Annotated in this window: 25 protein-coding genes; 13 read left to right on the top strand and 12 right to left on the bottom strand. The window is 76.3% G+C overall.

Translation table 11 applies throughout. From position 1 onward, the window contains the following. Window positions 1-80 precede the first annotated feature (80 nt). The 3 genes from ACFWXO_RS09905 to ACFWXO_RS09895 form a co-directional block, all read right to left on the bottom strand. Window positions 81-818 carry a hypothetical protein gene (locus ACFWXO_RS09905; protein WP_380523080.1) on the bottom strand — a complete coding sequence of 246 codons (738 nt, stop codon included), beginning with the start codon at window positions 816-818 and terminating at the stop codon, window positions 81-83. Between the two features lie 105 nt (window positions 819-923). After that, a complete protein-coding gene (locus tag ACFWXO_RS09900) occupies window positions 924-2,255 on the bottom strand; it encodes an MFS transporter (RefSeq protein WP_380523079.1) in 1,332 nt (443 codons plus the stop codon). Window positions 2,256-2,619: 364 nt separating this feature from the next. Further along, window positions 2,620-3,750 carry a PP2C family protein-serine/threonine phosphatase gene (locus ACFWXO_RS09895; RefSeq protein ID WP_380523078.1) on the bottom strand — a complete coding sequence of 377 codons (1,131 nt, stop codon included), beginning with the start codon at window positions 3,748-3,750 and terminating at the stop codon, window positions 2,620-2,622. Window positions 3,751-4,115: 365 nt separating this feature from the next. On the opposite strand from ACFWXO_RS09895, the gene ACFWXO_RS09890 reads away from it, so the two are divergent. After that, window positions 4,116-4,820 carry an SDR family oxidoreductase gene (locus ACFWXO_RS09890; protein WP_380523077.1) on the top strand — a complete coding sequence of 235 codons (705 nt, stop codon included), beginning with the start codon at window positions 4,116-4,118 and terminating at the stop codon, window positions 4,818-4,820. Window positions 4,821-5,005: 185 nt separating this feature from the next. After that, a complete protein-coding gene (locus tag ACFWXO_RS09885; RefSeq protein WP_380523076.1) occupies window positions 5,006-5,458 on the top strand; it encodes a peptidoglycan-binding protein in 453 nt (150 codons plus the stop codon). A 65-nt stretch (window positions 5,459-5,523) separates the two neighbouring features. Here the strand turns inward: ACFWXO_RS09885 and ACFWXO_RS09880 are convergent, their stop codons facing one another. Further along, window positions 5,524-6,183, bottom strand: coding sequence for a maleylpyruvate isomerase family mycothiol-dependent enzyme (locus ACFWXO_RS09880; RefSeq protein ID WP_380523075.1), 660 nt, complete (start codon window positions 6,181-6,183; stop codon window positions 5,524-5,526). 71 nt (window positions 6,184-6,254) lie between these two features. Between ACFWXO_RS09880 and ACFWXO_RS09875 the strand changes: the two genes are divergently transcribed. Continuing rightward, on the top strand, window positions 6,255-7,196 hold the full coding sequence (locus tag ACFWXO_RS09875) for a LysR family transcriptional regulator (RefSeq protein WP_380523074.1): 942 nt from the start codon (window positions 6,255-6,257) through the stop codon (window positions 7,194-7,196). A 7-nt stretch (window positions 7,197-7,203) separates the two neighbouring features. Here ACFWXO_RS09875 and ACFWXO_RS09870 read toward each other — a convergent pair whose 3' ends face one another. Beyond that, window positions 7,204-8,352 (bottom strand): erythromycin esterase family protein, encoded by a 1,149-nt coding sequence (locus ACFWXO_RS09870; RefSeq protein WP_380523073.1) that lies wholly within the window; start codon window positions 8,350-8,352, stop codon window positions 7,204-7,206. A gap of 94 nt (window positions 8,353-8,446) precedes the next feature. Here ACFWXO_RS09870 and ACFWXO_RS09865 point away from each other — a divergent pair, with 94 nt between their 5' ends. Beyond that, the gene (locus ACFWXO_RS09865; RefSeq protein ID WP_380523072.1) at window positions 8,447-9,223 is read left to right on the top strand and encodes a TioE family transcriptional regulator; all 777 of its coding nucleotides are present in this window, start codon (window positions 8,447-8,449) and stop codon (window positions 9,221-9,223) included. Here ACFWXO_RS09865 and ACFWXO_RS09860 read toward each other — a convergent pair. Genes ACFWXO_RS09860 through ACFWXO_RS09830 form a run of 7 tightly spaced genes read right to left on the bottom strand, consistent with a single transcriptional unit; the run spans window position 9,133 to window position 17,289 of the window. Beyond that, window positions 9,133-9,582 carry a hypothetical protein gene (locus tag ACFWXO_RS09860; protein WP_380523071.1) on the bottom strand — a complete coding sequence of 150 codons (450 nt, stop codon included), beginning with the start codon at window positions 9,580-9,582 and terminating at the stop codon, window positions 9,133-9,135. The two genes, ACFWXO_RS09865 and ACFWXO_RS09860, sit on opposite strands and share 91 nt — an antisense overlap. Before the next feature lie 37 nt (window positions 9,583-9,619). Next, a complete protein-coding gene (locus ACFWXO_RS09855) occupies window positions 9,620-12,748 on the bottom strand; it encodes a bpX6 domain-containing protein (RefSeq protein WP_380523070.1) in 3,129 nt (1,042 codons plus the stop codon). After that, window positions 12,748-14,418 carry a hypothetical protein gene (locus tag ACFWXO_RS09850; protein WP_380523069.1) on the bottom strand — a complete coding sequence of 557 codons (1,671 nt, stop codon included), beginning with the start codon at window positions 14,416-14,418 and terminating at the stop codon, window positions 12,748-12,750. Before ACFWXO_RS09850 ends, ACFWXO_RS09855 begins: the two co-directional genes overlap by 1 nt. After that, on the bottom strand, window positions 14,415-14,549 hold the full coding sequence (locus tag ACFWXO_RS09845) for a hypothetical protein (protein ID WP_380523068.1): 135 nt from the start codon (window positions 14,547-14,549) through the stop codon (window positions 14,415-14,417). Before ACFWXO_RS09845 ends, ACFWXO_RS09850 begins: the two co-directional genes overlap by 4 nt. A gap of 26 nt (window positions 14,550-14,575) precedes the next feature. Then, window positions 14,576-15,064: a hypothetical protein gene (locus tag ACFWXO_RS09840; protein WP_380523067.1), complete on the bottom strand. Its 489-nt coding sequence runs from the start codon at window positions 15,062-15,064 to the stop codon at window positions 14,576-14,578. Then, on the bottom strand, window positions 15,061-16,350 hold the full coding sequence (locus ACFWXO_RS09835) for an AAA family ATPase (RefSeq protein ID WP_380523066.1): 1,290 nt from the start codon (window positions 16,348-16,350) through the stop codon (window positions 15,061-15,063). Before ACFWXO_RS09835 ends, ACFWXO_RS09840 begins: the two co-directional genes overlap by 4 nt. 33 nt (window positions 16,351-16,383) lie before the next feature. Beyond that, window positions 16,384-17,289, bottom strand: a complete 906-nt coding sequence (locus ACFWXO_RS09830) for a LysR substrate-binding domain-containing protein (protein WP_380523065.1) — start codon at window positions 17,287-17,289, stop codon at window positions 16,384-16,386. A 124-nt stretch (window positions 17,290-17,413) separates the two neighbouring features. Here ACFWXO_RS09830 and ACFWXO_RS09825 point away from each other — a divergent pair, with 124 nt between their 5' ends. The 9 genes from ACFWXO_RS09825 (at window position 17,414) to ACFWXO_RS09785 (ending at window position 25,590) form a co-directional block, all read left to right on the top strand. Further along, entirely contained in the window at window positions 17,414-18,460 is a 1,047-nt protein-coding gene (locus ACFWXO_RS09825; RefSeq protein ID WP_380523064.1) for a bile acid:sodium symporter family protein, read from the top strand. 78 nt (window positions 18,461-18,538) lie between these two features. Next, window positions 18,539-19,147, top strand: coding sequence for an exonuclease domain-containing protein (locus ACFWXO_RS09820; RefSeq protein WP_380523063.1), 609 nt, complete (start codon window positions 18,539-18,541; stop codon window positions 19,145-19,147). Window positions 19,148-19,270: 123 nt separating this feature from the next. Continuing rightward, entirely contained in the window at window positions 19,271-20,527 is a 1,257-nt protein-coding gene (locus tag ACFWXO_RS09815; RefSeq protein WP_380523091.1) for an arsenic transporter, read from the top strand. 19 nt (window positions 20,528-20,546) lie between these two features. Beyond that, the gene (locus tag ACFWXO_RS09810) at window positions 20,547-21,041 is read left to right on the top strand and encodes a universal stress protein (protein ID WP_375891064.1); all 495 of its coding nucleotides are present in this window, start codon (window positions 20,547-20,549) and stop codon (window positions 21,039-21,041) included. Between the two features lie 267 nt (window positions 21,042-21,308). Next, window positions 21,309-21,902: a hypothetical protein gene (locus ACFWXO_RS09805; protein ID WP_380523062.1), complete on the top strand. Its 594-nt coding sequence runs from the start codon at window positions 21,309-21,311 to the stop codon at window positions 21,900-21,902. Between the two features lie 287 nt (window positions 21,903-22,189). Then, window positions 22,190-23,125 (top strand): ABC transporter ATP-binding protein, encoded by a 936-nt coding sequence (locus tag ACFWXO_RS09800; RefSeq protein ID WP_380523061.1) that lies wholly within the window; start codon window positions 22,190-22,192, stop codon window positions 23,123-23,125. Continuing rightward, entirely contained in the window at window positions 23,122-23,868 is a 747-nt protein-coding gene (locus ACFWXO_RS09795) for an ABC transporter permease (protein WP_380523060.1), read from the top strand. The genes ACFWXO_RS09800 and ACFWXO_RS09795 overlap by 4 nt, the downstream gene beginning before the upstream one ends. A 7-nt stretch (window positions 23,869-23,875) precedes the next feature. Next, window positions 23,876-24,991 carry a sensor histidine kinase gene (locus ACFWXO_RS09790; protein ID WP_380523059.1) on the top strand — a complete coding sequence of 372 codons (1,116 nt, stop codon included), beginning with the start codon at window positions 23,876-23,878 and terminating at the stop codon, window positions 24,989-24,991. Beyond that, the gene (locus tag ACFWXO_RS09785) at window positions 24,988-25,590 is read left to right on the top strand and encodes a response regulator transcription factor (protein WP_375891055.1); all 603 of its coding nucleotides are present in this window, start codon (window positions 24,988-24,990) and stop codon (window positions 25,588-25,590) included. Before ACFWXO_RS09790 ends, ACFWXO_RS09785 begins: the two co-directional genes overlap by 4 nt. Window positions 25,591-25,684 lie beyond the last annotated feature (94 nt).

The following is a 25,684-nucleotide window of genomic DNA, read 5'->3' as shown; positions in this document are numbered from 1 at the left end:
CCTACGTTGGCGTAACCTACGGCATCGTAGGTTGCGCTCCGTGTCCAGGGGAACACACCCCCGCGCGGCGCGTGAGTGAATTACACCGCCTGGTTGGTTGTACCCCGGACCCCACCCCGGCCCCGCTCGGCGCGGCCCCGCGGGGCCCGGCCGCCCCCCCGGCACAGACCGCCCCCCCGGCGCCCCCAGTGGGCCTGGGCGGCGGGACCGGCGGCGGACTCCTCCGCGGCCAGCTGGAGTTCGACGGCCTCCCGGAAGTCGGCGACGGCCTGCGGGCCGGGGCCGGGCGCGGGCGGCTCGTCCCGCCGGTAGGCCTCGGCGAGTTCGCCGACCAGCACCCCGAGCGACTGCTCGTCGCAGGCCGCGTGGTCCAGCGCGAGGGCGAGCAGGTCCTCGCCGCCGTCCGGCTCCCGGGCCACCAGCAGGCGCAGCGCGGGCCCGTCGAGCGGCCAGTCCAACAGCGCGGCGCGCAGCGCCCGGTGGGTGCCGGCGCCGGGGTCCACGTCGATCCGGGCGACCTCGACGGAGGGGCCGCCGGTGCGCAGCACGGGGGTGCCGCGCACGGTCACGAAGGCGCCGCACAGCGCCGGGTGGGCGGCCGCGACGGCGGTGGCGGCGCGGCCCAGCCGGTCCAGGTCGAGGGCGTCGGCGGGGTAGGCGAAGAACAGCGGGGCGACGTCGGAGCGGGTCTGCGGGGCGAGTCGGCGGGTGATCAGGAACCGCCGCTGGGCGCCGGTCAGCGGGAGCAGTTCCACCGGGGAGTCGGCGGCAGCGGCGCGGTACCGGGCGAGGTAGGCGGCGGTGATGCTGGCGTGCACGGAACGGTCTCCGGTTTCCGGTGTCGGCTCGGACGGTTCGGTCGGCTCGGACGGTTCGGTTCGTCGGTCAGGGGTTCAGGGGGTCAGGGGGTCAGGGGCGGATGGTCAGGGGGCGGCGGCGGGGCTCACGGCGGGCTGTCGGACGTCGTCCTCGCCATCCTCGGCCTCGGCCACGGGTCCGGATCCGGCCGGCCCGGTGGGCAGGTCGCGCATCCGCCGCAGCGGCGACAGCAGCAGCGGCACCGGCACCAGCAGGAAGCCCACCGCGCACAGCCACAGCGCGGCGCGCGGTCCGGCCCAGTCGGCGACGGCCCCGCCGGCGAGGGCGCCGATCGGCAGGGTGCCCCAGACCAGGAAGCGCATGGTGGCGTTCATCCGCCCGAGCAGTTCGGGCGGGCAGACGCTCTGCCGGAAGCTCACCTGGGCGACGTTGTACGCGACCGCGCCGAACAGCACCACGCCGGAGCCGACACCGAACAGCACGGCGCCGGGACCGCCGCCGGACAGCGGCCACAGCAGCGCGAACGGCGCGGTCACCACGGTGGCCAGCCAGATCAGCCGGGCCTGCCCGACCCAGCGGGACAGCTGCCCCGCGCACAGTGCGCCCGCCAGCCCGCCGACGGCCGAGGCCGACAGCAGGGCGCCGATGGCCCCGGGCGACAGGTCGAGCACCCGTACCCAGAAGACGGTCTGAACGGCCATCAGCACGGCGGCGAACAGGTTGGACACGGCGGTGGCGGTGGCGATCGCCCGCAGCAGCGGGTGGCCGAGCACGAAGCGCACGCCCTCGGCCACCTCGGCCCGCAGCGAACGGCCGGGCTCCGGCTCCGGCAGCTCCTCCTCGACCCGGATCCGGGCGAGCAGCAGCGCCGAGGCGAGGTAGCCGCAGGCGTCGGCGACGATGGCGAGCGGTGCGCCGAGCAGCTGGACCAGTCCGCCGCCCAGGCCCGGCCCGGCGATCTGCGCCGAGGAGCGGACGGTCTCCAGGGCGCCGTTCCCGGCGACCAGTTGCTCGCGTGGCAGGACGGCGGGCAGGAGGGACTGGTGGGCCACGTCGAAGAAGACCGTGGCCACCCCGGTGACCAGCGCGACCAGGTAGAGCTGGGGCATGGTGAGCACCCCGAAGGCCGCCGCCGGCGGGATCGAGCCGACCGCGAGGCAGCGCACCACGTCGGCGCGGATCAGCACCGGGAGCTTGCGCATCCGGTCCAGCCAGGCGCCGGCCGGCAGGCCGACCAGCAGGAAGGCCGCGGTCTCGGCGGCGGTGAGCAGGCCGACCTCGAAGGGGGTGGCGTCGAGCACCACCACGGCCACCAAGGGCAGCGCGACCAGGGTGACCTGACTGCCCGTCTGGGCCGCCGCCGCTCCGGTCAGCAGGAGCCGGAAGTCGCGGTGGCCGAACAGACGGGCCTGACGGGAGTGAGGCTTCTCGTTCATCGATGCGACTCTCGGTCACGCATTCGACACGGGGCAAGCAACAGGTCCCTTTCCGGACGATCCCCGGCTCGGCCGGATCCCGCCACCACGGCGACCGGCCCCGACGCCCCCCTTACGAGCCCTTATGCCCCGGCGCCGCGACGGCGCGCACCCGGCCCGGCCTGCCCGCCAAGGCCTGCGCCGCTCTCCGGGCCGACGCGGACGGCCCCCGACCAGCGCGTCCATTTCGTCGTCCGATATCCGGACACCCGGTTTCCGGCCACCGGCCAACACCCCTCAAGTTGGCCGGAATCCGTGGAGTAGGCAGCTTCCGTAACCTCACCGTGATATCGGCGTAACCGTTCGGAGCCGTGCCCGGCCGCCGTCATCCGGTCGGATCCGCCGCGTCCGCCGCGTCCGCCGGGTCCGTCGGCCGGCGCCGGGTGACCGCCAGCACCGCCATGTCGTCGTCCCGCGGTCCGCCCGTCCACCGGGCCACGTCCGCCACCAGCGCCGCCACCGCCTGCTCCGCCCCCGCGAAGGGCCCGAGCGGTGCCAGCCCGCGCACCGGGTCGTAGAACTCCCCCGCCGCGTCCCGCGCCTCGGTGACCCCGTCGGTCACCAGCAGCAGCGTGCTCCCCGGCGGGAAGGGCCTGGTCTCCGCCTCCGGGCCGTCCGCCCCCAGCGCGCCCATCCCGAGCGGCAGCCCCGGGTCGGCCGCGTCCCACCGGCTCACCCCCGCCCCGCCGCCGCCGAGCAGGTACGGCCCGGGGTGGCCGCAGTCCACGGTCCGGGCGACCGCCTCCCCCGGCGGGAACTCCACCAGCAGCGCGGTGATGAACCCCTCCAGGCGCAGTTCCTCGCCCAGCCCGGCGCTCTCCCGGGCCAGCGTGCGCTCCAGGGCCGCCGCGAGCCCGGCGAGGTCCGGCTCCCGGTGCGCGAGCTCCCGGAACGCCCCCAGCAGCACCGACACCGCCCCCACTGCGTGCAGCCCCTTGCCCCGCACGTCCGCGATCACCACCCGCACCCCGTACGGAGTGGCCTGCAGCGCGTACGCGTCCCCGCCGATCAGCGCCTCGTCCTGGGCCGCCCGGTAGCAGGCCGCGACCTCCAGCCCCGCCACCCGCCCCGGCGGCTCCGGCAGCACCGCCCGCTGCGCGGCCTCCGCCACCGACCGCACCCGCTCCAGCCGGCGCCCGTGCCGGGCCACCACCCGGTTCACCCCGATCCCCAGCAGCGCGGCGAAGGCGGTGTTGACCAGCTCCAGGTAGCCGTCCCCGGTCCCGATCGAGCCGTCCCGCACGGACAGCACCAGGATCCCGACCACGTTCGCCAGCGCCACCGCGACGACGTCCCGCAGCGGCAGCAGCGCCCCGGCCAGCACGGCCGCCGCCGCCAGCATCGGGTCGCCCCAGTAGTCGGCCGGGTCCAGCGCGTCCCACACCAGCCCGCCGACGATCAGCAACCACGGCGCCAGCCGCACGTACGGCGGCCACTGCACGGACCTCGGGGCCATCGGCTACCTGGCTTCCGTCTCGCCTGCACCCTTGCGCTCGTCCGGCGAGCGGGAGGCTCCTCCGATCGTAGGCACGGAGGGCGGCGGGGCGCGCGAGCTGACGGGAACAGTCCACCGGCCCCGGCCGACGACGGCCCGCCGACCGGGGCCGGGCACCGAAAGCAAGATCCTCGGGCCCCGCCACCGGCGGATCGAAGCCGACAAGGCGTCAGACCCGAAGGTTTTCGGCCAGAACCCCGGCGGGATCTTGCCTGGCACGACAAACGATCAATACGTTGTTTGACGCGACACGATCAGCTTCCGGCCCGTGAGGAGAGAGGGACAGTGGTCACCGCTCCACACCGAGGAACAAGGAGCACCACCCCGTGACCGACTCGCCCGTCACCCTCATCACCGGCGGTTCAAGCGGCATCGGCGCCGCCACCGCCCGCCGACTGCTCGCCGAGGGCCACCGGGTGGCCGTCACCGGCCGCGACGGCTCCCGGCTCGCCCGCTTCGCGGAGGAGGCGGCCGCGAAGCCGGACACCCTGCTCACCGTCGCCGCCGACGCCGCCGACCACGAGGCCGTCGAGGCCGCCGTCCAGGCCACCGTCCGGACCTTCGGGCGGCTGGACACCGTCGTCGCCAACGCCGGTTACGCCACCCACGACTCGCTCGCCGACGGCGACCCGGCCGGCTGGCGTGACATGGTCCTCACCAACGTGCTCGGCCCGGCCCTGCTCATCCGGTCCTCGCTGGCCGCATTGAAGGAGTCCAAGGGCCGGATCGTGCTGATCGGCAGCGTCGCCGGCCTGGTCCACACCCCCGGCAACATCTACGGCGCCACCAAGTGGGCGGTGACCGGCCTCGCCGAGAACACCCGCCGGATGGTCACCGCCGACGGGATCGGCGTCACCCTGGTCGCCCCCGGCCGGGTGGAGACCAACTTCTGGGAGGGCGCGGGCGGCGCCCCCCAGGGCCTCAACCTGACCGCGGACCAGATCGCCGACTCCATCGTGTGGGCGGTGCGCCAGCCGGCCGGCGTCGACGTGAACACCGTCGTGATCCGGCCGGTCGGACAGTCCGTCTGAGGGCCCGCCCCGGCCCGGCCCGCCGGTGGAGGCGGAGGTTCGGGTTCGAAGCTCCGCCGGTCGGCCAGTGTGGGCGCAGTACCGGCCATCCGGCCCGGTTCGGTTCGTGGGCGGCGGCACCCGTGCCAGAGTGACGGTGTCCAGACAAGTCACCCGTCCCGCGGGTGTCCCGAAGGGGGCTGCACATGCGCTCGAACGTTCTGGTGAAGGCGGTCGTCGGTGCCACGGCCGTGGCCTGCATCGCCGTCGGCGGCCTGGCCGGTGCCGGTGCCGCCGTCGCGGCGACGCCGGCCGGCGTCCAGCAGGCGGCGGAGTCCGGGCCCGCCGGGCTGGCGGCGGTCGTCAACCTCGGGCTGAGCACCTCGCAGGCCGCCAAGCTCCAGGCCCCGCTCAAGCAGTACTGGGGCTACACCGGCGCGATCGACGGCCAGCTCGGCACCGGCAGCTGGCAGGCCATGCAGCGGTTCCTGCGCGCCGACTGGGGCTACACCGACGCCATCGACGGCATCGTCGGGACCCACACGGTGGAGGCGCTGCAGCGCTGGTTGAAGAGCAACTGGGGCTACACCGGCGCCATCGACGGCGACGCCGGCGCCGGGACCCGGGCCGCGTTCGCGCGGTACTGCGACTCGCTCTGATCCCGGGCACCACACCCAGGCGCCACACCCGGGCGCCACCCGGCGCGGGGCCGGGCCGGCCGGTGTCACCGGTCGGCCCGATCCGTGAAGCGCTCCGCGCCCGCTCCGGTCAACAGGCCCGCCGGGAGCCGACGCCCGTACGCCACCAGGAGCAGGTGCTCCGCCCGCCCCTCCACCGGCAGCGGACCGGGGCCGTACGACCAGTCCGCGTCCGTCGCGCGCAGCCGTACCCCCTCCAGCCGGGCGCCGAAGAAGCGCAGGCTGCGGGGCGAGACCCCGCCCAGCAGGGCGGTGCCGCGGTGCAGGGGCAGGCGCGGCGGCAGGCCGAGGGCGACGGTGATGTCCAGGCCGTGCACCGCGTCGTGGACGAGGGCGGCGATCCGGCCGCCGACCGGGGGCCGCCAGGGGTGCCCGGCGTGCTCGGACAGGGCGGCGGCCAGCCGGTCCGTGGTGAGGGCGGCGGCGTCGCGGCGGGCGATCCGGTCGGCCATCCGGTGGACGTTCCCACCGGAGCGGAGGAGTTCCCCGAGGGTCCGGGCGGTGGAGTAGCGGAAGCCGGTGCCCATGTGGGCGGCCACCTCGCGGACCCGCCAACCCTCGCACAGCGAGGGCGCGTTCCACTGCCGCGGGGTGAGGCCGGCCAACACCTCGGCGAGGTCGCGCCGCTCCCCCGCGACCTGCTCGCGGATCCATTCGACGCCGTGGTCCTGCTGCGCGCTGTTCATGTCCCCAGCCTGCGACGGGAGTCGTCCGCCCGTCCAAGACCGGATCGTTCTGCCACCTATGATCATCGGTTATGGAACTCCGGCAGCTCCAGTACTTCGTCACCGTCGCCCGGCACGGCAGCTTCACCCGCGCCGCCGAGCTGCTGCACCTGAGCCAGCCCGGAGTGAGCGCCCAGATCCGGCAGCTGGAACGGGAGTTGGGCCACCGGCTGCTGGACCGCTCGGGCCGCACGGTGCGGCTGACCAGGGTCGGCGAGGCGGTGCTGCCGCACGCCCGGGCCGCGCTCGCCGCCGCGGCGGCCGCCCGGCGGACGGCGCAGGAGTTCGACGGCCTGCGGTGCGGGCGGGTACGGCTCGGCATGGTCGCGGGCGCGGCGCTCGCCCCGCCACCCGCCCTGGGCGCCCTCCCGGGGCTCGCCACCACGCTGGCCGCCTTCCGTCAGGAGCACCCCGGCATCGACTTCGCGCTCGCCGAGAACACCACCGCCGGGATGCTCGGCGCCCTGCGCGAGGGGCGGCTCGACCTCGCCGTGATCGGCCTGCCCGCCGTCGCGAGCGGGCGGGCGGACGACGACGGCTGGACGGCACTGGCCGGACTCGCCCTGCACCCCGTGCTGGAGGTCCCGCTGGTCGCGCTCTGCCCGGCGGACCACCCGCTCGCCCGCGGCGACGGCCCGCTGCCCGTCGCCGCGCTCGCCGGGCACGCCCTGGTGAGCACACCGCCCGGCACCGGCCTGCGGACGGCGCTGGAGCGCGCCCTCGCGGAGGCGGGCGCGGCCCCGACCGTGGCGGTCGAGGCCGCCGCGCCGCCACAGCTGGCCGAACTCACCGCGCACGGACTGGGCGTGGCGGTGCTGCCGGACCGGGAGCCGGCCGCCGGCGTGGCCGTCCGGCGGCTGGCCGATCCCGTCCCCCGGGTGCGGGTCGCGCTGGCCTGGCCGAGCGAGCGGCCCCCGGCGCCGCCGACCGCCGCCCTGCTCGCCCATCTGCGGGCGGCCTACCCGGGGCCGTGAGGAGCCGCTACCCGGCGGCCGCCGCGCCGTCGGCGATGTGCAGCAGCGCCGCGGCGCCGTCGAGGGTCTCCGGGTCGAGCGGGAAGTAGCCCTGGCGCGGGGTGGTGTCGGTGCGGGTGCGGGCCGTGCCCGGGACCGGCGGGGCGGTCAGCCGCCAGGCCCCACCGCCGGTCTGCAGCCGTGCCTCGTACGTCCCCGGAGTCGGCTCGCCGAGCCCGAGCGCGGCGCTGCGCCCGAGGCTCCCCGCGACGAAGGCATAGCGCTCGCCCAGCAGCGAGCCGACGATGTGGCCGGCGCCGTTCCAGCCGCAGTCCAGCTCCCCCTGGGACCAGGCGCTGGGGTTGCGCTGGAGGTGCCGGTTGTGGGCGAACACCAGGGTCGGCCCGCGCCGGGCCTCGACGGCGCGGATGTCGAGCAGGTTCTGCGCCATCAGGGCGTCGCGCATCCGGATCAGGCCGGAGATCCGGGCGCTCGCCCCCAGGCCCTGGACGGCCGCCTGGGCGTGGTAGCGCAGCAGTCCGATCCCGGCCCGCAGCCGGACACCGGCCCGGAGCCACTCGGCGTGCGAGGTCGCGGCGATCAAGTCCGGTGCGCGTACGTAGAGTTGGTTGAGCAGGTCGTCGGCGGTACGGCGCAGCCGTTCGGCCTCGGGGGTGGCTCCGGGTGACGCGGCGGCGTCGAGGATCGCCTCCTCGCGTTCCCAGCGCTCGTCCTCCCCCGTCAGCGCGGCGACGTCCAGGTCGAGCCGGAGGAAGTCACGGGCGTGTTCGAGGTAGCGGCGCGGGCTGGGCGCCGTGGTGTTCTCGGTGGGGAGGTCGAAGCCGTGGCACGCCACTTGCTCCCCGGCCTCCCGGTCGCGGTTGAACTCGCCCATCCAGGCGACGAGTTCGCGGTTCGCCCGGTGGGCGCCGAAGCCGTGGGTGAAGCCTTCGGCGAGCACCGCGTCGAGGGTGCCCACGCCGTGCCGGACGTGGTCGTCCACCGCCAGTGCGGCCACCCGGTCGGTCTCCAGGGCGATCGAGCGGAAGCCCTGGGCCACGAGTCGGGCGAACAGCCGGTTGCGGACCAGCCCGAAGGCCGGTTCCTGGTGCGTCGGCTCGCCGAGCGCCAGCAGTTCGCAGGAAGGGGTGCGGAAGTCTCCGATGTCCTGGCTCATGAACCTCAAGCGTATCCTTGAAAGCTCGGTTGAGACTTTCCGCGTCTCGGCCCGGCATTCTCGATGAGAAGTCTCAAATCCGGAGGTCACCGCCGTGCGCCCTGCCGACCTCGCCCGCGAGCACGGCCTCTCGACCCAGGCCGTGCGCAACTACGAGCGCGACGGCTTCCTGCCGCCCGCCGAGCGCACCCCCACCGGCTACCGGATCTACACCGAGCGCCACGCCGCCGCGCTGCGGGCCTTCCTCGCCCTCGTCACGGCCTTCGGGCACGCGACGGCGGCCCTGGTGATGTCCGCCGTCAACGCCGACCGTCCGGACGAGGCCCTGACGGCGCTCGACCGGGGCCACGCCCAGCTGCTGCGCGACCGGGAGACCCTCGCCACCGTCCGCCGGGCGGTCGAGGACCTCACCTCGGGGCGGACCACCGAGCGGGCCGGGACCGGCCGCTCCCTCCCCGGCCCGCTCAGCATCGGCGAACTCGCCCACCGGCTCGGCCTCACCCCCGCCACCCTGCGCACCTGGGAGACGGCCGGCATCCTCACCCCGGCCCGCGACCGCCCCGGCGGACACCGCTCCTACCGCCCCGAGGACGTCCGCGACGCCGAACTGACCCACCTGCTGCGCCGCGGCGGCCACCCGCTGGCCCACATCACCACCGTCGTGCGGCAGGTCCGCACGGCGGGCGGCACCGACTCCCTGGCCGCGGCGCTGGACGACTGGCAGCAGCGCCTCACCACCCGGGGCCGGGCGATGCTCACCGCCGCGGCCCGGCTGGACGCCTACCTGTCCCCGGCCCCGGACCCGCCCGACGGCCCCGGCCCGCCGGGCAGTTCCGTGCTCGGGACGCGGCGCCAGTCCCACCCGGGGTGACGGGCGAGCAGGCCGAGGAAGTCGTCGGAGGGGATGAGCTCCCAGTGGTCGGTGTCGACGATCGCGGCGAGGCCGGGCAGGACGTGCCGCAGCAGGGCCCGGGCCGCGTCCATCGACTCGCTCGCCACGCGGACGGCGTACGGCTCCCCGATCCGGGCCGTGACCTCGTCCAGGTGCTCCGGCTCGTAGTCGCGCAGCACCTCCCCCGACAGGTCGAGGGAGTACGCGCTACCTCCCCATTGCACCTGGTCGTCCTGCCGCGTCGGCCAGTGCCAGAACGGGCCGAGCGCGCGGAAGCGCGACTCCAGTTCCGGACGCCGCTCCGCCGGGACGAGAACGATCACCACCGGCCAGGACACCGGCCCACCTCCTCGAACTCCATCCGAACAATCACCGTCAGCCGGCCGTGACCCGCAGGTTGGCCAGCAGCTCCGTGCCGTCCGCGCGCACCGCGAACACCCGCCCGCCGCGGTGCCAGCAGGTCACCGCCCCGGCGTGGGCGCGCAGCCGGAGCGCGGGGTCGGTCGTCGCCCCGGGCAGCAGAGCGGTGAAGGCGGTCCCGGAGGTGCTCCCGACGGTGGCCCGCAGGCCGTCCTCGGCGCGCTCGGTGAACGCCCAGTGGGCGCCGTCGGCGCCGAGCACCACCGGGGGGCCGGTGACGGTCCGCTCGGCGCTGCCCCGGCCGGTCCAGCTGAGCACCGTCGTCCCGAGGGCTTCGCCCGGCCGGGCGGTCAGCAGCCGTCCGTCGGCGAGCGCCACCCGGTCGTCGGCGTCGTCCAGGTCGACCGCCGTACGGGCGCGCAGCTCCCAGCCGGGCTGGTCCCAGCGCCAAAGTTCGGTGAGTTCGGCGGTGTGGCCGCCGGCCCGGGTGTGGACGACCACGGCGCAGCTCGCGGGGGTGCGGGCGATCCGGCCCACCGCCTGCTGGTCGTTGCCGAGTTCGCGGTGGACGACGGTCGGGCGGGTGGCGTCGGTGTCGAGCACGGCGATGCCGTCCTGGTCGACGGTGAGCAGGTGGCGGCCGTCGTAGGAGGGGACGATCGCGCGCACCCGCAGGGCCGTCCACCGCTCGACCCGGCGGGTGGCGAGGTCGAGCCGGAACAGTTCGCGGACCGCCCCGTAGCGGGCGACCAGCAGCGCGGTGCCGCCGTGGTCGGCGACCACCAGCTGCTCGGCGGGCACGTCCCAGCGGGCGCGGGTCCGGCCGTCCGGGCCGAGCAGCCGTACGCCGGCCTGGCCGCAGGCCACCAGCACCAGGCCGGAGTCCAGCCGGGCCGCGTCCAGGACGGGCAGGGTGCCGGGGCGGTCGGCGGCGGTGACGGCGAGCGCCCCGCCGCGGCCGGGTCCGGTCCGCCGGGGCTTCGGCAGGTCGGCGGCGGCCAACGGGTCGGCGCGCTTCAACAGCCGGTTGTGGACGGTGCTTTCGGAGCGTACGGCGGCTTGGCCGGACAGTCCGCCGGTGCGCACCAGGGAGCGTACGGCGAGGGTGGCGAGCTCGCGGTCGAGGGCCGGGTCGGCGCAGCGCAGCTCGGCGAGGGCGGCGACGGCGGCCGCGCGCTCGGTGCGCGGCGCGGCGGTGTCCGGCGTCGTGACCTGCGGCCCGGCGCCGCTCGGCCCGGCGATGCTCGGCCCGGCCGCGGTGAGCGCGGCGCGGACCGGCGCCGCGACGTCCTCGCCGAGCGCGAGCAGGTGGACCAGCGCCCTTCCCCGGGCCGCGCCGCCGAGTTCGGCGGCCTCCCGGAGGTCCGGCAGCACGCCCGGGCGCAAGGTCTCGTCCGGCCAGGCCGCCTCGACCGCGCCCAGCCGGTCCCCGGCCCGGCGGCGGTGGTCCACCCAGGCGGCGCGCAGGTCCCGGGCGGCCGCCGGGTCGGTGGCGGTGAGCCGTTCGACGGCGGTGGCGAAGGCGCCGCGCCGGTGGGCGATCCGCACGGCCCGGTCCCGGTTCCCGGCACGCCAGTGCAGCCGGACCACCAGTTCCGCGGCCAGGCCGCGCCCTTCGGCGAGTTCGGCGGCCTGGGCGGTGCGGCCGTGCCGGTCCAGCAGGGCGACGGCCTCGGCGGGCGCGGCCATCAGGTCGGCGAGCAGGTACGCGGCCTCGTCGATCCGCCCGTCCCGTTCCAGGGCCTCGGCGGCTTCCCGGTAGAGGCCGGTCAGGTACTCGTGGACGGTCGGCCCGCTGAGCGGCGTCGCCATCGGCGCCCCGCCGCGCTCCCGGGGGCTGGGCCGCAGGGCGCCCGTGAAGCGCTCGGGCAGGCGCAGGGTCAGCAGACCCCGCTCCGGGCCCGCGTCGGCGCCGCCGGAGAGCTGGATCGCGTCGCGCAGGGCGTCCTCCCACCGGCGCTGCCGGAAGGACCGGGAGAGCTGGTGCAGGTAGCGGGCGTGGCGCTCCCGGAAGAGCGCCCCGGCGGGGCTGCGCAGGGCGAGCCGGGCCAGCCACTGGCTGCCCGGGCGCCGGGGCGGACGCCGCCGGGCGGGGGCGGCCGGGGCCGTTCCGGCCGCACCGACGCCTCCGGCGCTCTCCGCCGCCGCCCCCTGGGCGGTGCGGACGCGTTCGGCGAAGGCCGGGATCCTCGGCAGCACCAGCAGGGCGCTGCCGAGTGCCCCGAGGAGCGTCAGCAGGAGCCCGCCGCCGAGGCTGCCGGCCACCAGGGCGAGGACGCCGAGCAGCAGGCACAGTGCGAACGGTACGACGGACGCCCACCACGCCCGTCCGTCGACGGCGCCGCGCGTCGCCGCGGCACGGGTGCCGGGCCTGCCGGGCCTGCCGGGCCGCCCGGTGCGCCCGGCCGGACGGGCCCGGGAGCGGCGGCGGTACGTCAGTCCGGCGATCGCGCCGATCGTCACCGGAAGGACGATCACGGGCGCCTTGGGCACCCCCGTCGCCACGACCGAGGCCAGGAAGGACAGGCCCAGCGCGAACACCAGGCCGGTCACGACCCCGGAGATCCGGCGCGCCTTCGCGGCACCCGGACGCGGCCCGGCCAGCAGCCGCCCCGCCCGCCGGCTGCGCCCGGGGACGCCGGCCGCGGCGCGCAGGTCCACGGCGGCCGGGCGCGGCAGGTCCGTCCCGACCGGTTCGGCCTCGACGGGGGTGCCGACCGGGCCCAGTCGGTGGAGGGTGAGCCCGCCCAGGTCCAACCAGTCCGAGGGGTCCACGTCCGGCAGCTCGGCCAATACCTGATGCTCCGTCAGGTCACCTCTGGTGAGCACCAGTTCACCGGACCGGCCGGTCTGCCCCGGGCTCGTCGCCAGCGCCCCGCCGACGGCGTGCAGCGGCGCGCCGGGCGCCCGGTCGGTACGGGTCCGCACCGGCTCGGGCAGCTGCAACAGCCAGCGCCCGTCCGGCAGTTCACTCAGCCGGGCGCCGGACTGCCAGTGCGCGAGGACGCGTTCGGCCGCCTCGGCGACGCCGATCAGCGGCACGTCGAGGAGGAACCCGGCCGCGTCGACGACCGGGCCGCCCGTCACGGGACCGCCGGTCGCAGCGCTGCTCGCCAGGCGGCCGCCGGTCGTGGAACTGCTCATCAGTCGGTGCTCCTGATCACGGCATGGGTGCGCCCGTCGGTCGCGTTCGCCACCACCACCCGGCCCGGGCGGGGTTCGGCGGCGATCAGCGGCAACCGGGGGTGGACGGCGGGGGCGGTCGTACCGCCGGAGAGCGCGGTGAGCGTGCGGACCGCGTCGGCCCGGACAGCGCGGACCAGCCCCGCGGCCCGGGTGCAGGTGATCAGGACGGGTTCGAAGCCGTCCTCGACCAGTCCGATCACCTCGCTCTCCCCCTCCCCGATGCGGATCCGGCGCTGCTCGCCCCGGGCCGGGCGGACCTCCCAGGTCCGCCCGTCCGCCGACCAGCCGACGGAGCCGCCGCCGTGCACCAGGTGCGGCGCCCCGGCCGCGTCGGCGGGCAGCCGGACGGGCGACAGCCGGGGCTCCCGCGCGAACCGGAACGGGTGACCGCCCGCGGTGGAGACGACCGGTCCGACCTCCGACACCCGCCCGCCACGCTCGATCCGGCGCCAGCGGCCGGCCACCGGCAGCATCAGGGCGTCGCCCTCGCGCAGCAGCGGCAGCACCGGCCGGGCCATCAGCTCGGCGAACTCCGGGGAGCCGATCTCCGGCAGGCCGACGGCCGCCGACTTGATCCGGTAGCCGTCGGAGTCGCTCAACGCCCGTCCGCTGACGTGGAGTTCCAGCCGGTCGTTGCGCACGCACAGCACCAGCAGCCGCCCGCTGGTGCGCGCGGCCGCGATCACCGGGCCGAACAGCTCGTGGCGGCGCGGGCGAGTGGCACCGTCGGGGGCCCCCGCGCTCGACAGCGCCAGGGCGATCAGCACATCGCTGTGCCGGCCCCGGGCCAGCAGGGTGGCCGCGCCGGTGGTGAACGCGGGCAACGCCCCGCCGACGGCGGGCAGTTGGGCGTCGAGCTGGGCGGAGGCCCGGAAGCCGCGGCCACGCAGGGCCCGGACCGCGACGCGCGCCGGGGGCAGCGGCAGCTCGACGGCCGAGCCGCCGTCCACCCGGACCGTCACTCCGGCGGTGCCCTTCGCGCTCCAGCCCGTCTCCTCGCTCGCCACCGTGCGCCGCCGGGCGGGCAGCCGGGCCGCCAGCCGGGGCGAGGTGAGCAGCCAGCACTGCGCGGCCGGGTCCAGCGCCCGCTCCGCGTACCGGACGTCCTCGGGTTCGGGGTCGGTGTGCTGCCGGGCCTTGAGCCAGCGCGGCAGCAGTTCGGCGAGGTCGCCGCCGATCAGCCGCCCGGGCGGGTCCCCCAGGACGCCGACCAGCAGTTCGCTGCCCCGGGCCGCCGCCCGGCGGTGCAGCACGAGCAGCGCGGCCAGCTGGACCAGCCGCGCCGCGCCCGCCTGGGCCGGTCCGGCGTCCACCAGCACGACCACCTGGCCGCGGCTCTCGGGGGTGCGCAACTCGGTTTCCAGCTCCAGGAGTTCACCCTCGCTCCAGCGGCGCAGGAACTCCTCCGGGTACTCCTCGGCGAGCAGCCACTCGGCGGGCAGCAGCCGCTCCGGCCGTCGGCCGCGGGCCAGGCCGCCGTAGCCGTCCGGCTCGCCCTCGGATCCGGCGACGGGCTCCTGCGCGCCGATCAGGGCGTCCAGGCGGCGCAGCAAGGGGCCCAGCGCGGTGGCGAGTTCGGGGGTGAGCGCGGACAGCGTCCCGGCCCAGGGCGCGAGCGCGGCGGTCACGATCGACGCACCCGCGCCGGCCGCACGCACTGCTCCTCGACCCGGCCGAGCGCCGGTTCGTCCGGCAGCACCGTCCGCCCGTCCAGGTCCCCGACCGTCGCCCCGCTGCCCACGCTTGCGCTCCGCTCCACTTCGTACGGCTCCACCGTCCAGGCCCTCACTGCTCGTACACCCGTTCCGCACCGCTGCGCGGGGCCTGCCCTCCCGGCTCCTCGCTGCCGGGCTCCCCGCTGCCCGGCTCCCCGGTGCCGGGCTCCAAGAAGCGGTCCAGGTCCGCCGGGTCCCGGACGGGCGCCGGCCGGTCGCCGACCAGCGCGTGGCCGGGGACGAGGACGCACAGCTGCCCGTCCGCCGCCCCGAGCGCCACCCGCCACAGGGCCGCGCCGGGCTGCGGGCGGGCCGTGGTCGGGACCAGCACGCCGTCGTCCTCGCCCAGGTAGCGGGCGCCGTCGGCCCAGGGCAGGTCCGGCGCCTCGCCGAGGACCAGCAGCGCCGTCCCGTCGGCTGCCACAGCAAGCCTGTGCCCGGCCGTCAGCCGGGCGCGCGTCGCGCTCGCGAGGGCGGGGACGGCAGCGCCGAGGGCGAGGACGGCGACCGGTTCGAGCGGTGGTTCACGGCGCTCCCAGCGGAGCGGGACACCGGTCACGAGGGTGCGACCGCCACGCCCGCCGTGACCGCCACGCCGGACGTGACCACCGCACCCGCAGCGCCCACCCCACCCGCCGTGACCGCCGCGACCAGCCCGGCCCGGAGCCCGGTCAGCGGCGCCGGCAGGTCCGCCGGGTCGAACCCGGCGTCGATCTCGCGCAGCACGGCCTCCAGCCGCAGCCGGGAGTCCTGGCCGTCCGACAGCCCGCCGTGTTCGGCGAGCAGCGCGGTGCCCGTCCGCAGCAGGCGCTCGGCGCGGGCCGCGGTGCTGCGGGAGAGTTCCTCCGCGGTGTGCGCCAGGCTGTGGTTGGCGGCCCGGTCGATCAGGTCGGCGAGGGCCTCGCGGGCGAGCGCCTGGGTGTCTGCGGTGGGGGCGATCAGCGGGAGCACCCAGAGGTCGCGGGCGGAGGCGGCGGTGCGACCGTCCAGGACGGCGGCCGCGGCGACCAGGTTCTGCGAGCGCACGGCCCGCCGGTCGCTGACCGGGACGCCGGCCGAGCGCAGTCGGCGCAGCGCGGTGGCCAGCAGCGGGGTGACGGCGTCGAGGTCGCAGTGGCGGGCGGCCGCGGTCAGCCGGTCGAGGGCGCCGAGCAGGTCGCCGGTGACGGCGGGCGCGGCCGGGCGGCGGCCGGCCTCCAGGAGTTCCTCCAGCCGGCCGTCGGCGACGGGTTCGACGAAGACCCGGGCGAGGAACCGGTCGGCGAAGGCGGCCAGCGCCGGGTCCCCGGGCAGGTGGTTGGCCGCGCCGACGCAGATCCGCAGCGGACTGGCGAGCACGGTGCCACCGCGCCGGAAGACCCGCTCGTTGAGCAGGCCGAGCAGGGTGTTCAGGACGGCGGTGGAGCCGAGGAACACCTCGTCCAGGAAGGCGATCTCGGCCTCGGGCAGCATCCCGGCGGTCTCGAACTCGACCCGGCCCTCCCGCAGGCGGCGCAGGTCGACCGGTCCGAACAGTTCGTTGGGCTCGGTGAAGCGGCCGAGCAGGTACTCGAAGTACCGCCCGCCGAGCTGCGCCGCGACCCGCCGGACCGCCTCCGACTTGGCCGTCCCGGGCGGGCCGACCACCAGCAGGTGCTCCCCGGCGACGGCGCACAGCGCCACCACCTCGGCCACCGTCTCCCGCCCGACCATGCCCCGCCCGGCGGCGGACACGGCCGCGGCGACGAGCTCGGCATCGGCGGTCGGCAGCCCGTCCGCCGGCGGCGCGGCGGGCGGCACGTCGGCCCGGCCGGGCGGTACGTCAGCGGGGCCGGGTATCGAAGCGGCGGCGGAGGTCTCGGTCACGAGCACGGGAGTCTACGTTGCTCCGAACGCCCCTCACCAGCGGGTTTCCCCAGCAGCCGGTGCCTCCCCCGCCGTGGGGGCACGGTGCAGCCGGAAGGCGTCCGCGAGGACGGCTTGGGCGAGCGCCCGGGCCGGGCCGCGGGCGGTGGTGCGCCCGGTGGTGAGGGCGAAGTCGGTGGTGCCCAGGTCCGGCAGGCCCGGTTGGTCGGGCAGCGGCCGCAGGCCCGACGGGATCAGGCTGCGGGCGTGCGGCACCACGCCGAGACCGGCCAGCGCGGCGGCCCGGACCCCGGAGAGGCTGGTGCTGGTACAGGCGATCCGCCAGGGGCGGCCGTCGCGTTCGCAGGCCTCCAGGGCGCGGGCCCGGGTGATGCTGGGCGGCGGGTAGACGATGAGCGGCAGCGGCTGCGCCGGGTGGTCCAGCCGGAAGTCCTCCGCCGCGGCCCACACCAGCCGGTCCTGCCAGACCAGTTGGCCCTGGGCGTCGCCGCCCGGCGGGCGCTTGCCGAGGACCAGGTCGAGCCGCCCGTCGGCCAGCTGCTCGTAGAGCACGGCGCTGAGTCCGACGGTGAGTTCGAGGTCGACCTGGGGGTTGCGCCGCCGGAAGCCCCGCAGGATCTGCGGCAGTTCGGTGTGGACGAAGTCCTCCGAGGCGCCGAAGCGCACCCGCCCGCGCACCTGCGTCCGCGCGAAGTGGTCGAGTGCCTGCTCGTGCGCCTCCAGGATCGTCCGGGCGAAGCCGAGCATCTCCTCGCCCTCGCCGGTGAGCTGCACGGAGTGGGTGTCGCGCAGGAAGAACCGCCGGCCGGCGGCCTCCTCCAGCCGCCGCACGTGCTGGCTGACCGTCGACTGCCGTAGCCCCAGCCGTTGGGCGGCGCGGGTGAAGCCGCCGGTCTGGGCCACCGCGAGGAAGGACCTCAACTGCACCGGATCGAACATCCGGCCAGCCTATCCGCTGATATCACGAATCATGATGACAGTGAGTGCGGCCAGCGGGATTCCCACTCACCCGAACGGACGGCAGGCTGAGGCCGTCCCAGCCGAACCACCAGCGCGGAGAACCATGCCCCGCCCGAAGACCCCGATCCGCCCGAACACCCCGCTCCGCCTCCTCCGCTCCCGCCTGCGGATCGACCCGTTCATCGCCTCCCTGCTCGGCACCGTGCTGGTCGCCGCCCTGCTCCCCGCCCGCGGCGCCGCCGCACCGGTCGTCTCGGACGCGGCCACCGCCGGGGTCGCCGTGCTGTTCTTCCTCTACGGCACCCGGCTCTCCGCCCGCGATGCCTGGAACGGACTCAAGCAGTGGCGACTGCACACCACCGTGCTCGCCGTCACCTTCGTCCTCTTCCCCCTGCTCGGAACAGCCGCCCACTTGCTGGTACCGAGCGTCCTGCCACCCGAGCTCTACCAGGGCCTGCTGTTCCTGACCCTGCTGCCCTCCACCGTGCAGTCCTCGATCGCCTTCACCTCCATCGCCCGCGGCAACACCGCCGCCGCGGTCTGCAGCGCGACCTTCTCCAGCCTCTTCGGCATCCTCCTGACCCCGCTGCTCGCCGCCGCCCTCCTGCACACCAGGGGCGGCATCTCGCCGGGCACCGTGCTGGAGATCGCCGAACAACTCCTCCTGCCCTTCGCCGCCGGCCAGGTGCTGCGCCGCTGGATCGCCCCGTGGACGGTCCGCCACCGCTCCGTCCTCTCCCTGGTGGACCGCGGCTCGATCCTGCTGGTCGTCTACAGCGCCTTCGGCGCCGCCGTCGTCGGCGGGATGTGGGCCACGCTCTCCCTGCCCCGGCTGGCCGCCCTGCTGGCGGTCGAGTCCGCGCTGCTGGCCCTGGTCCTGACCGTCACCCTGCTGGGCGGCCGCCGCCTCGGCTTCGACCGGGGCGACCTGATCGCGATCGTCTTCTGCGGCTCCAAGAAGAGCCTGGCCAGCGGCGTCCCGATGGCCGCCGTCCTCTTCCCCGGCGCGACGGCCGGGCTGATGGTGCTGCCGCTGATGCTCTTCCACCAGCTGCAGCTGATGGTCTGCGCCGTGCTCGCCCGCCGCTGGGCCGCCCAGGCCCCGGCCGCCGAGGCGAGCCGCCCGGACGAGGCTCTCGCCCGGGCCTGATCCCCGCCGGGGCCCCACGACCAGGACAGCAGGAGAAATCCAGGTGCCCCGCCCACCCCTCGTCCCTACGCTTCCGCCATGGACAGCACCGGGGCCGAGCGGCTCCTGAACGTCGTGGACATCGAGGCCACCTGCTGGGCCCGCGGCGAACCGCAGGGCGCGGTCAGCGAGATCATCGAGATCGGGCTGACCGTCGTCGACCTGACCACCGCGGAACGCCTCGCCCGGCACCGGATCCTGGTACGCCCCGCCCGGTCCACGGTCAGCGAGTTCTGCACGGAGCTGACCGGCCTCACCCAACAGGAGGTGGACGGCGGGGTCAGCTTCGCCGAGGCGTGCCGGCTGCTGGCGACCGAACACCACGCCGGGTCCCGCCCGTGGGCCAGTTGGGGCGACTACGACCGCAACCAGTTCACCCGGCAGTGCCAGTCCACCCGGACGCCTTATCCCTTCGGCCGAAGCCACACCAACGCCAAGATCGTCTTCACCGAGGCGTACGGCCTGCGCAAACGCCCCGGCATGGCGCAGGCCCTGGAGCTCGCCGGGCGGCGGCTCGAAGGCCGTCACCACCGCGGCGAGGACGACGCCTGGAACATCGCCGCCCTCGTCCTCCACCTGTCCGAGCGGGGCGTCTGGCCGGATCCGTTGCCGACCGCGCCCTCCTCCTTCGGCCGGGAGCGGGACTGACGGGCCTCCGGGTCGTGCAGGATGGTGGCGGTCACACCGCCGAACCCCTCCTGAGGTGCCGCGGTCCGGGGAGCTCTGGTTCGATGGGTGCCGTCGTCACCGCCGCCCGCGAGGAGCAGGACCCTGAGTACGTCGTTCGCCGAAGCGCTGTCCGTCGGCCTGCTGGTCCTGGTGCTGGTCGGTGCGGTAGCCCGGCCGTGGGGGTGGCCGGAGGCGGTGGTCGCGGTGCCGGCGGCGGGGCTGGTGGTCGCCACCGGGGCGATCCCGTGGGCGCACGCGGTGGCCGAGGCGGAGCGGCTCGGGCCGGTGATCGGGTTCCTCGCGGCCGTGCTGGTGCTGGCGAAGCTGTGCGACGACGAGGGACTGTTCCGCGCCTGCGGGGCGTGGATGGCCCGCACCGCGGCCGGGAGTCCGCGCCGGCTGCTGGCGCAGGTGTTCGTCGTCGCGTCGGTGGTCACGGCGGTGCTCAGCCTGGACGCCACCGTGGTGCTGCTGACGCCGGTGGTGTTCGCCACCGCCGCCCGGCTGGGCGCCCGCCCCAAGCCGCACCTGTACGCCTGCACCCACCTGTCCAACACCGCCTCGCTGCTGCTGCCGGTCTCCAACCTCACCAATCTGCTGGCCCTCACCGCCAGCGGACTCAGCTTCACCCGCTTCGCCGCCCTGATGGCGCTGCCCTGGCTGGCGGCGATCGCCGTCGAGTACGCGGTGCTGCGCCGCTTCTTCGCCACCGACCTGGAGCCGGGCACCGCGCCCGACACCGAGGTGGCGGCACCGCAGATGCCGCTGTTCGCCCTGCTCACCGTGGCGGGCACACTGGCCGGCTTCGTGCTGACCTCGGTCGTCGGCATCGACCCGGCCTGGGCGGCCGCGGCCGGTGCCCTGGTGCTGGCCGTCCGGGCGCTCGCCCGGCGCCGCACCTCCCCGGCGGCGATCGTCCGCTCGGCCGCCGTGCCGTTCCTGGCCTTCGTCCTCGCGCTCGGCATCGTGGTCCGGGCGGTGGTCGACAACGGGCTGGCCTCCGCGCTCGGACACCTCGTCCCGGCCGGCACCTCGCTGCCCGCCCTGCTGGGGGTCGCGGCGCTGGCGGCCGTCCTGGCGAACGTCATCAACAACCTGCCCGCCACCCTGGTGCTGCTCCCGCTCGCCGTCCCCTCCGGCTCCGGCGCCGTGCTGGCCGTGCTGCTGGGGGTGAACATCGGCCCCAACCTCACCTACGCGGGCTCGCTGGCCACCCTGCTGTGGCGGCGGATCGTCCGCGAGCACGACACCGAGATCGGCCTGGGCGAGTTCACCCGGCTCGGGCTGCTCGTCGTCCCCGCCGCCCTGACGCTGTCCGTGGTGGCACTGTGGGGGTCCCTGCAGATCATCGGAGTCTGAGCACGAGGAGGCCGACACCGTGACCGTCGTCGTCTGGATCGCCGAAGGCACCTGGCCCGCCTGCGTCGACGCCGCCCGCGTCCACGCGCCGCAGGACGCCGAGCTCGTCCTGCTGCACGTCAGCGGCCAGGACGTCCCCGGCGTCGCCCACGGCGCCTTCGCCGGCCTGCTGGGGCGCGGCCACCGCGAGCGCGACCCCGGCGACCAGGTGGAACGCCTCGCCGCCGCCTCGGGGCGGCACCTCCTGGACGCCGCCGCCGACCGGCTCGGACGGCCCTGCACCCGGGTGGAGCGCAGCGGCCGCACCGAGCGCGAGGTGGTCGCCGCGGCGGAGGGGGCCGAGCTGCTGGTCCTGGCCCGGGACGGCGACCGCACCCGGCTGGGGCCCCACAGCCTCGGGCCGGCCACCCGCTTCGTCGTCGACCACGCCCCCTGTCCCGTCCTGCTGGTCTGGCCGGAACCGGCGCCGGGGGCCGACACCCTCCCCCCGCCCCCGCCGAACCTCCGACACTAGGGTCGTCCGCCTTCGAACTCCCTTCGGACGGAGCGGCGTTGGGGCGCTCCCGACGGAAGGCCGGGGAGGCCTCGGGCTGCACGTGGGAGTGCGCAGCCGGAGGCCGCGACCCGTGGCCGCGCCGCCGCGGGGCGACCGGTTCGTGCTCACGCGAACCCCACGCGATCTCCGCAGAAGCCCCGCGCCGAACCGGTGTCGCGAGCGGGGCCGACCTGCGTAGGCTCCGCAGACACCCGGCACGGCACGCGGGCACCTACGGAAGATCGAATGAGTTACTGCACGCTCTGCCAACGACACCTCAACGGCGCGCTCTCCTGCCCAGGCTGCGGGCGACCGCAGGAGGCGCTCCCCCAGCAGGAGCCCGAACGCCCGGTCCCGGCCGCGCCCACCGCGGCCCCCGCACCCCGGAGGGCCCGGCGGCGGACGAGCCGGCGGCGCGGCGCCCTGGTCGGCCTGGTCGCGCTCGGCGCGGCGGCGGGCGGACTGGCCACCGCGGTGGTCGCCTTCGGCGAGGGCGACGGCTCTGCGGTTCCGCTCCCCCCGGGCGGTACGACGGCGTCCGCGTCGGTGGTCGCGCCGTCCACCCGAGGGACCGTCAGCGCTCCCCCGACGGCGTCGGCGGAGCCGAGCAGGGCGAGCTCCCCGGCGCAGCCGTCGGTCACCGCCACCCGGCCCGGCGCGTCGCGGACGACCGCCGCCCCGTCCCGCCCGGCGGCCCCGGTCGAGCCGTCCGCGCCCCAGCCCGCGCAGCCCACCCCGGCGCCGCCCACCCGGCCCGCGCCCGGCCCGACCGCGCCCACGCCGACGCCGACCTCCACGCCGACACCGTCCTGCAAGCCGGTCCTGTTCTGGTGCGCCTGAGCCTTCGGGCCCGGTCGGCGGCCATCACGGCGGAGCGGGCCCGCCCCCGGACCGGACGGGCGGCCTGGTGCGCCCGGCCGGTCCGGCCCCACTGCCCCGTACGCCTCCCCGGGAGCCGGAATCCGTGATCGGCCCGCTCGCCGGTTCACGTGCCCCCGCTATAGTGCGAGCACCCCCGATCCCTCCCGCCCGGGAAAGCTCCGGCGCGCAGGGATGACTTTCGTCATCTCGGGCCGGTGACACGGCGGCACTGCCGCGCGCGGTCACCGGACGGGAGTCTGGTGACCATGGCAACGACACAGGCGGTGCTGACGGCCGAAGGGCTGCGGTACCGGTACGGAGAGACGCTCGCGCTGGACGGCGTGGACCTGCGGGTCGGTCCGGGCGAGTGCGTCGCACTGCTCGGCCCCAACGGCGCCGGGAAGTCGACCCTGGTGGCACTCACGGTCGGCCTGCTCGCGCCGCAGCAGGGGACGGTGCGGATCATGGGCGGTGACCCGCGCCGCGCGGCGACCCGCCGCCGTCTGGGCGTGGCGCAGCAGACCCTGGGGTTCCCGAACACGCTGACCGTGGACGAGCTGGTGCGCGGCGCCGCCGTCCGCGGCGGGCTGCGGGCGACGGCCGCCGGTCCGGTCCTGGCGGAGCTCGGGCTGACCGAGCTGGCGCGCCGGCGGGTCTCCAAACTCTCCGGCGGCCAGCGGCAGCGGGTCCAGCTGGCGATGGCGCTGGTCACCGAGCCGGCGCTGCTGGTGCTGGACGAACCGACGGTCGGTCTGGACACCCGGGCCCGGCGGCACTTCTGGGAGGTCCTGGCGGAGCGCCGGGCGCAGGGCGCCGCGGTGCTGGTGACCACCCACCTGATCGAGGAGTCCGCGGCCCTGGCGGACCGGGTGGTGGTGCTCGACCGCGGCCGGATCCTGGCGGACGCGCCGCCGCAGGAGCTGGTGGCCCGGCTGCCGGACCGTACGGTGACCGTCCGGACCGGCCTCGACCAGGAGCAGCTGGAGCGGCTGCCGGGCGTGCTCCGGGTCGGCCGGGAGCACGAGCTGGTGACGATCCAGACCCGCTCGCCGGAGGACCTGTTGCGCGTGCTGCTGGATCTCGACCCGGAGCTGTCGGAGCTGCGCGTGCAGGACGCCGGCCTGGCGGAGGCCGTGGTCGCACTCACCGACGGCCGTGATGACGCCTCGGAACGTACTCGGGAAGGCAGGGCGGCGGCGTGAACGTGGTACTGGGGCGGGTCTTCCGGTCCGAGTTGAGGGACGAACTCCGGTCGATCGTGCGGGAGCCCACCTCGTTGTTCTTCGGCATCCTGATGCCGGTCGGCTTCTTCGTCCTGTTCAACCTGCTGTACGGGCAGGGCGCCGTGCAGGGCCTCTCGGCCGGTACGGCGATGGTGGCCACCTTCGGCACCTACGGCGTGATCACCGTCGCCTCCCTGCAACCCGGGGTCGGGGTCGCCCAGGACCGGGACCTCGGCTGGCTGCGGATGAAACGGGTCTCCGCGGTCCCGGTCTGGATCAGCCTGGCCGCCAAGGCCACCGCCGCGCTGCTCTACGGGGTGGGCGTGCTGGCGCTGATGGGGGTGGCGGCCGCAGCCTTCGGCACGCTGCACGCCTCGCCCTGGGCGCTGCTGCGGGTGGCGGTGGTACTGCTGCTGGGCACCGTCCCGTTCACGCTGTTCAGCGTGGCGGTCGGCTTCCGGTTCCGCCCGGGGGCGGCGGTCGCGCTGCTCAACGCGGTGCTGTTCCCGCTGGCGGTGCTGTCCGGGCTGTGGATCCCGATCCGGCTGCTGCCCTCGGTCGTGCGGCAGACCGCCGAGTTCCTGCCCACCTACCACCTCGCCCAGCTCGGGCTCGCCCAACTCGGTGACGGCACCGCGCTGATCCACGTGCTCGCCCTGCTGGTCACCACGGCGGTGGCGGCGGGTGCGGCGGCGCTCTCCTACCGGCACGCGCGGATCTGAGGCGGCGGTGAGCGACTTCGACGGCGCCGCCCCCCGGTCCGTGGCCGAACGGCTGCGGACCTGGGAGTGGGTCTACCTCGGCTACCTGCTGTTCATGCCGGCGCAGCCGTACTTCTCGCCGGCGCCCGACCGGTGGGAGTGGCCGCTGGCGATCACGGTGTGCGCGGCCACGGTGCTGCTGTACACCTTGGCCCTGCTGCGCGGGCGGTCGGCGTGGAGTGTCTGGGCCTCCGTGGTGCCGATGGCCGTGCTGGGCGCGCTGGCCACGCCGTTCAACGCCGCCGCGAGCGTGCTGTTCATCTACGCGGCGGCGGCCGCGGGCAACGCGCTGCCCTGGCCCGTCGCCCGGCGGTGGTTCGCCGGCCTGACCGTGCTGGACTGCGGCACCGCGCTGCTGTCGCAGGTGCCGCTCCCCTACCGGCTGTTGGGCTTCGCGTCGGCGCTCGTGATGATCTGGGTGGTCGGGCTGCTCGAACTCCGGCAGCGCGACCGGCGGCAGGAGGCGGAGAACCAGCGGCTGCGCACCTCGCAGGTGGAACTGCTCGCCACGCTGGCGGAACGCGAACGGATCGCGCGCGACCTCCACGACCTGCTCGGGCACTCGCTGACCGCGGTGGTGATGCGCGCGCAGCTGACCAAGGAGCTGGTGCTCGCCGACCCGCAACGGGCGCGCGCCGAGGCCGAGGAGATCGAGCGCAACGCCCGGGAGGCGCTGGCCGCGGTGCGCAGTACCGTCACCGGTTGGCGGCGGACCACCGTCCGCGCGGAGCTGGAGGTGGCACGGCGTACGCTGGCCGGGACCGGGGTGACCTTGCGGGTGCGCTGTGCCGAGGAACCGGCCCTGCTCGCGGCGACCGACCACGAACTGGGGCTGGCACTCCGGGAGGCGGTGACGAACGTGGCCCGGCACGCGCGGGCCGCCACCTGCCGCATCGGACTGGACACGGACGAGGAACGGGTGCGCTTGGTGATCGCGGACGACGGCATCGGCGGCGACGCCCCGGAGGGCACCGGGTTGACCGGGCTCCGGGAGCGGATCGCGAAACTCGGCGGCGCGGTGCAGCGCTCCGGCTCGGCCGGTACGACGCTGGTCATCACGGTGCCGGTGGCGGTGAACGGATGATCCGGGTGGTGCTGGCCGAGGACCAGGGCATGGTGCTGGGCGCGTTCGCGTCCCTGCTGGACCTCCAGGCGGACATCACCGTGGTGGCGACGGCGACCAACGGCGACGACGCGCTGGCCGCGGTGCGCGAGCACCGGCCGGACGTGCTGGTGACCGACATCGAGATGCCCGGCCGCACCGGTCTGGACCTGGCCGTGGAGCTGAACCGCCTGGGCGACCCGACCCGGGTGCTGATCGTGACCACCTTCGCGCGCAGCGGCTACCTGCGGCGCGCGGTGGACGCCGGGGTGTCCGGGTACCTGCTCAAGGACGCGCCGATCGGCGAGCTGGCGGCCGCGCTGCGCCGGGTGCACGCGGGCGAGCGGGTGGTCGCGCCGGAGTTGGCGGTGGCCGCGTGGGACGCCGCCGATCCGCTGACGGAGCGGGAGCGGGAGCTGCTGCGGGCGGTCGCGGACGGGGCCGGCAACGCCGCGATCGCGGCGCGCCTGTGCCTGGCCGAGGGGACCGTCCGCAACTACCTGTCCAGTGCGATGGCCAAGTTGGGCGCGCGCAACCGGACCGACGCGGCCAAGATCGCGCGCACCCGCGGCTGGCTCTGACCGGCGTGCGCCCCCGGGGGGGGGCGCGGGTGCGGCCGGGCCCCGACCCGGGGGCGTGCCGCCGGGCCCGCCGCCCGTCGCGGCCCCCCCCGGT

It is taken from the genome of Kitasatospora sp. NPDC059088, from assembly GCF_042738155.1.
Lineage (GTDB): Bacteria > Actinomycetota > Actinomycetes > Streptomycetales > Streptomycetaceae > Kitasatospora.
The sequence above is the reverse complement of the archived record's forward strand: the minus strand, read 5'-3'. Positions and strand labels throughout refer to the sequence as shown.

What these genes read in the sequence shown, in the direction of transcription:
- ACFWXO_RS09900 (WP_380523079.1), bottom strand. Translation starts at nt 2,255, where the DNA reads ATGAACGAGAAGCCTCACTCCCGTCAGGCCCGTCTGTTCGGCCACCGC.
- ACFWXO_RS09895 (WP_380523078.1), bottom strand. Translation starts at nt 3,750, where the DNA reads ATGGCCCCGAGGTCCGTGCAGTGGCCGCCGTACGTGCGGCTGGCGCCG.
- ACFWXO_RS09885 (WP_380523076.1), top strand. Translation starts at nt 5,006, where the DNA reads ATGCGCTCGAACGTTCTGGTGAAGGCGGTCGTCGGTGCCACGGCCGTG.
- ACFWXO_RS09880 (WP_380523075.1), bottom strand. Translation starts at nt 6,183, where the DNA reads ATGAACAGCGCGCAGCAGGACCACGGCGTCGAATGGATCCGCGAGCAG.
- ACFWXO_RS09875 (WP_380523074.1), top strand. Translation starts at nt 6,255, where the DNA reads ATGGAACTCCGGCAGCTCCAGTACTTCGTCACCGTCGCCCGGCACGGC.
- ACFWXO_RS09870 (WP_380523073.1), bottom strand. Translation starts at nt 8,352, where the DNA reads ATGAGCCAGGACATCGGAGACTTCCGCACCCCTTCCTGCGAACTGCTG.
- ACFWXO_RS09855 (WP_380523070.1), bottom strand. Translation starts at nt 12,748, where the DNA reads ATGAGCAGTTCCACGACCGGCGGCCGCCTGGCGAGCAGCGCTGCGACC.
- ACFWXO_RS09830 (WP_380523065.1), bottom strand. Translation starts at nt 17,289, where the DNA reads ATGTTCGATCCGGTGCAGTTGAGGTCCTTCCTCGCGGTGGCCCAGACC.
- ACFWXO_RS09825 (WP_380523064.1), top strand. Translation starts at nt 17,414, where the DNA reads ATGCCCCGCCCGAAGACCCCGATCCGCCCGAACACCCCGCTCCGCCTC.
- ACFWXO_RS09820 (WP_380523063.1), top strand. Translation starts at nt 18,539, where the DNA reads ATGGACAGCACCGGGGCCGAGCGGCTCCTGAACGTCGTGGACATCGAG.
- ACFWXO_RS09805 (WP_380523062.1), top strand. Translation starts at nt 21,309, where the DNA reads ATGAGTTACTGCACGCTCTGCCAACGACACCTCAACGGCGCGCTCTCC.
- ACFWXO_RS09800 (WP_380523061.1), top strand. Translation starts at nt 22,190, where the DNA reads ATGGCAACGACACAGGCGGTGCTGACGGCCGAAGGGCTGCGGTACCGG.
- ACFWXO_RS09785 (WP_375891055.1), top strand. Translation starts at nt 24,988, where the DNA reads ATGATCCGGGTGGTGCTGGCCGAGGACCAGGGCATGGTGCTGGGCGCG.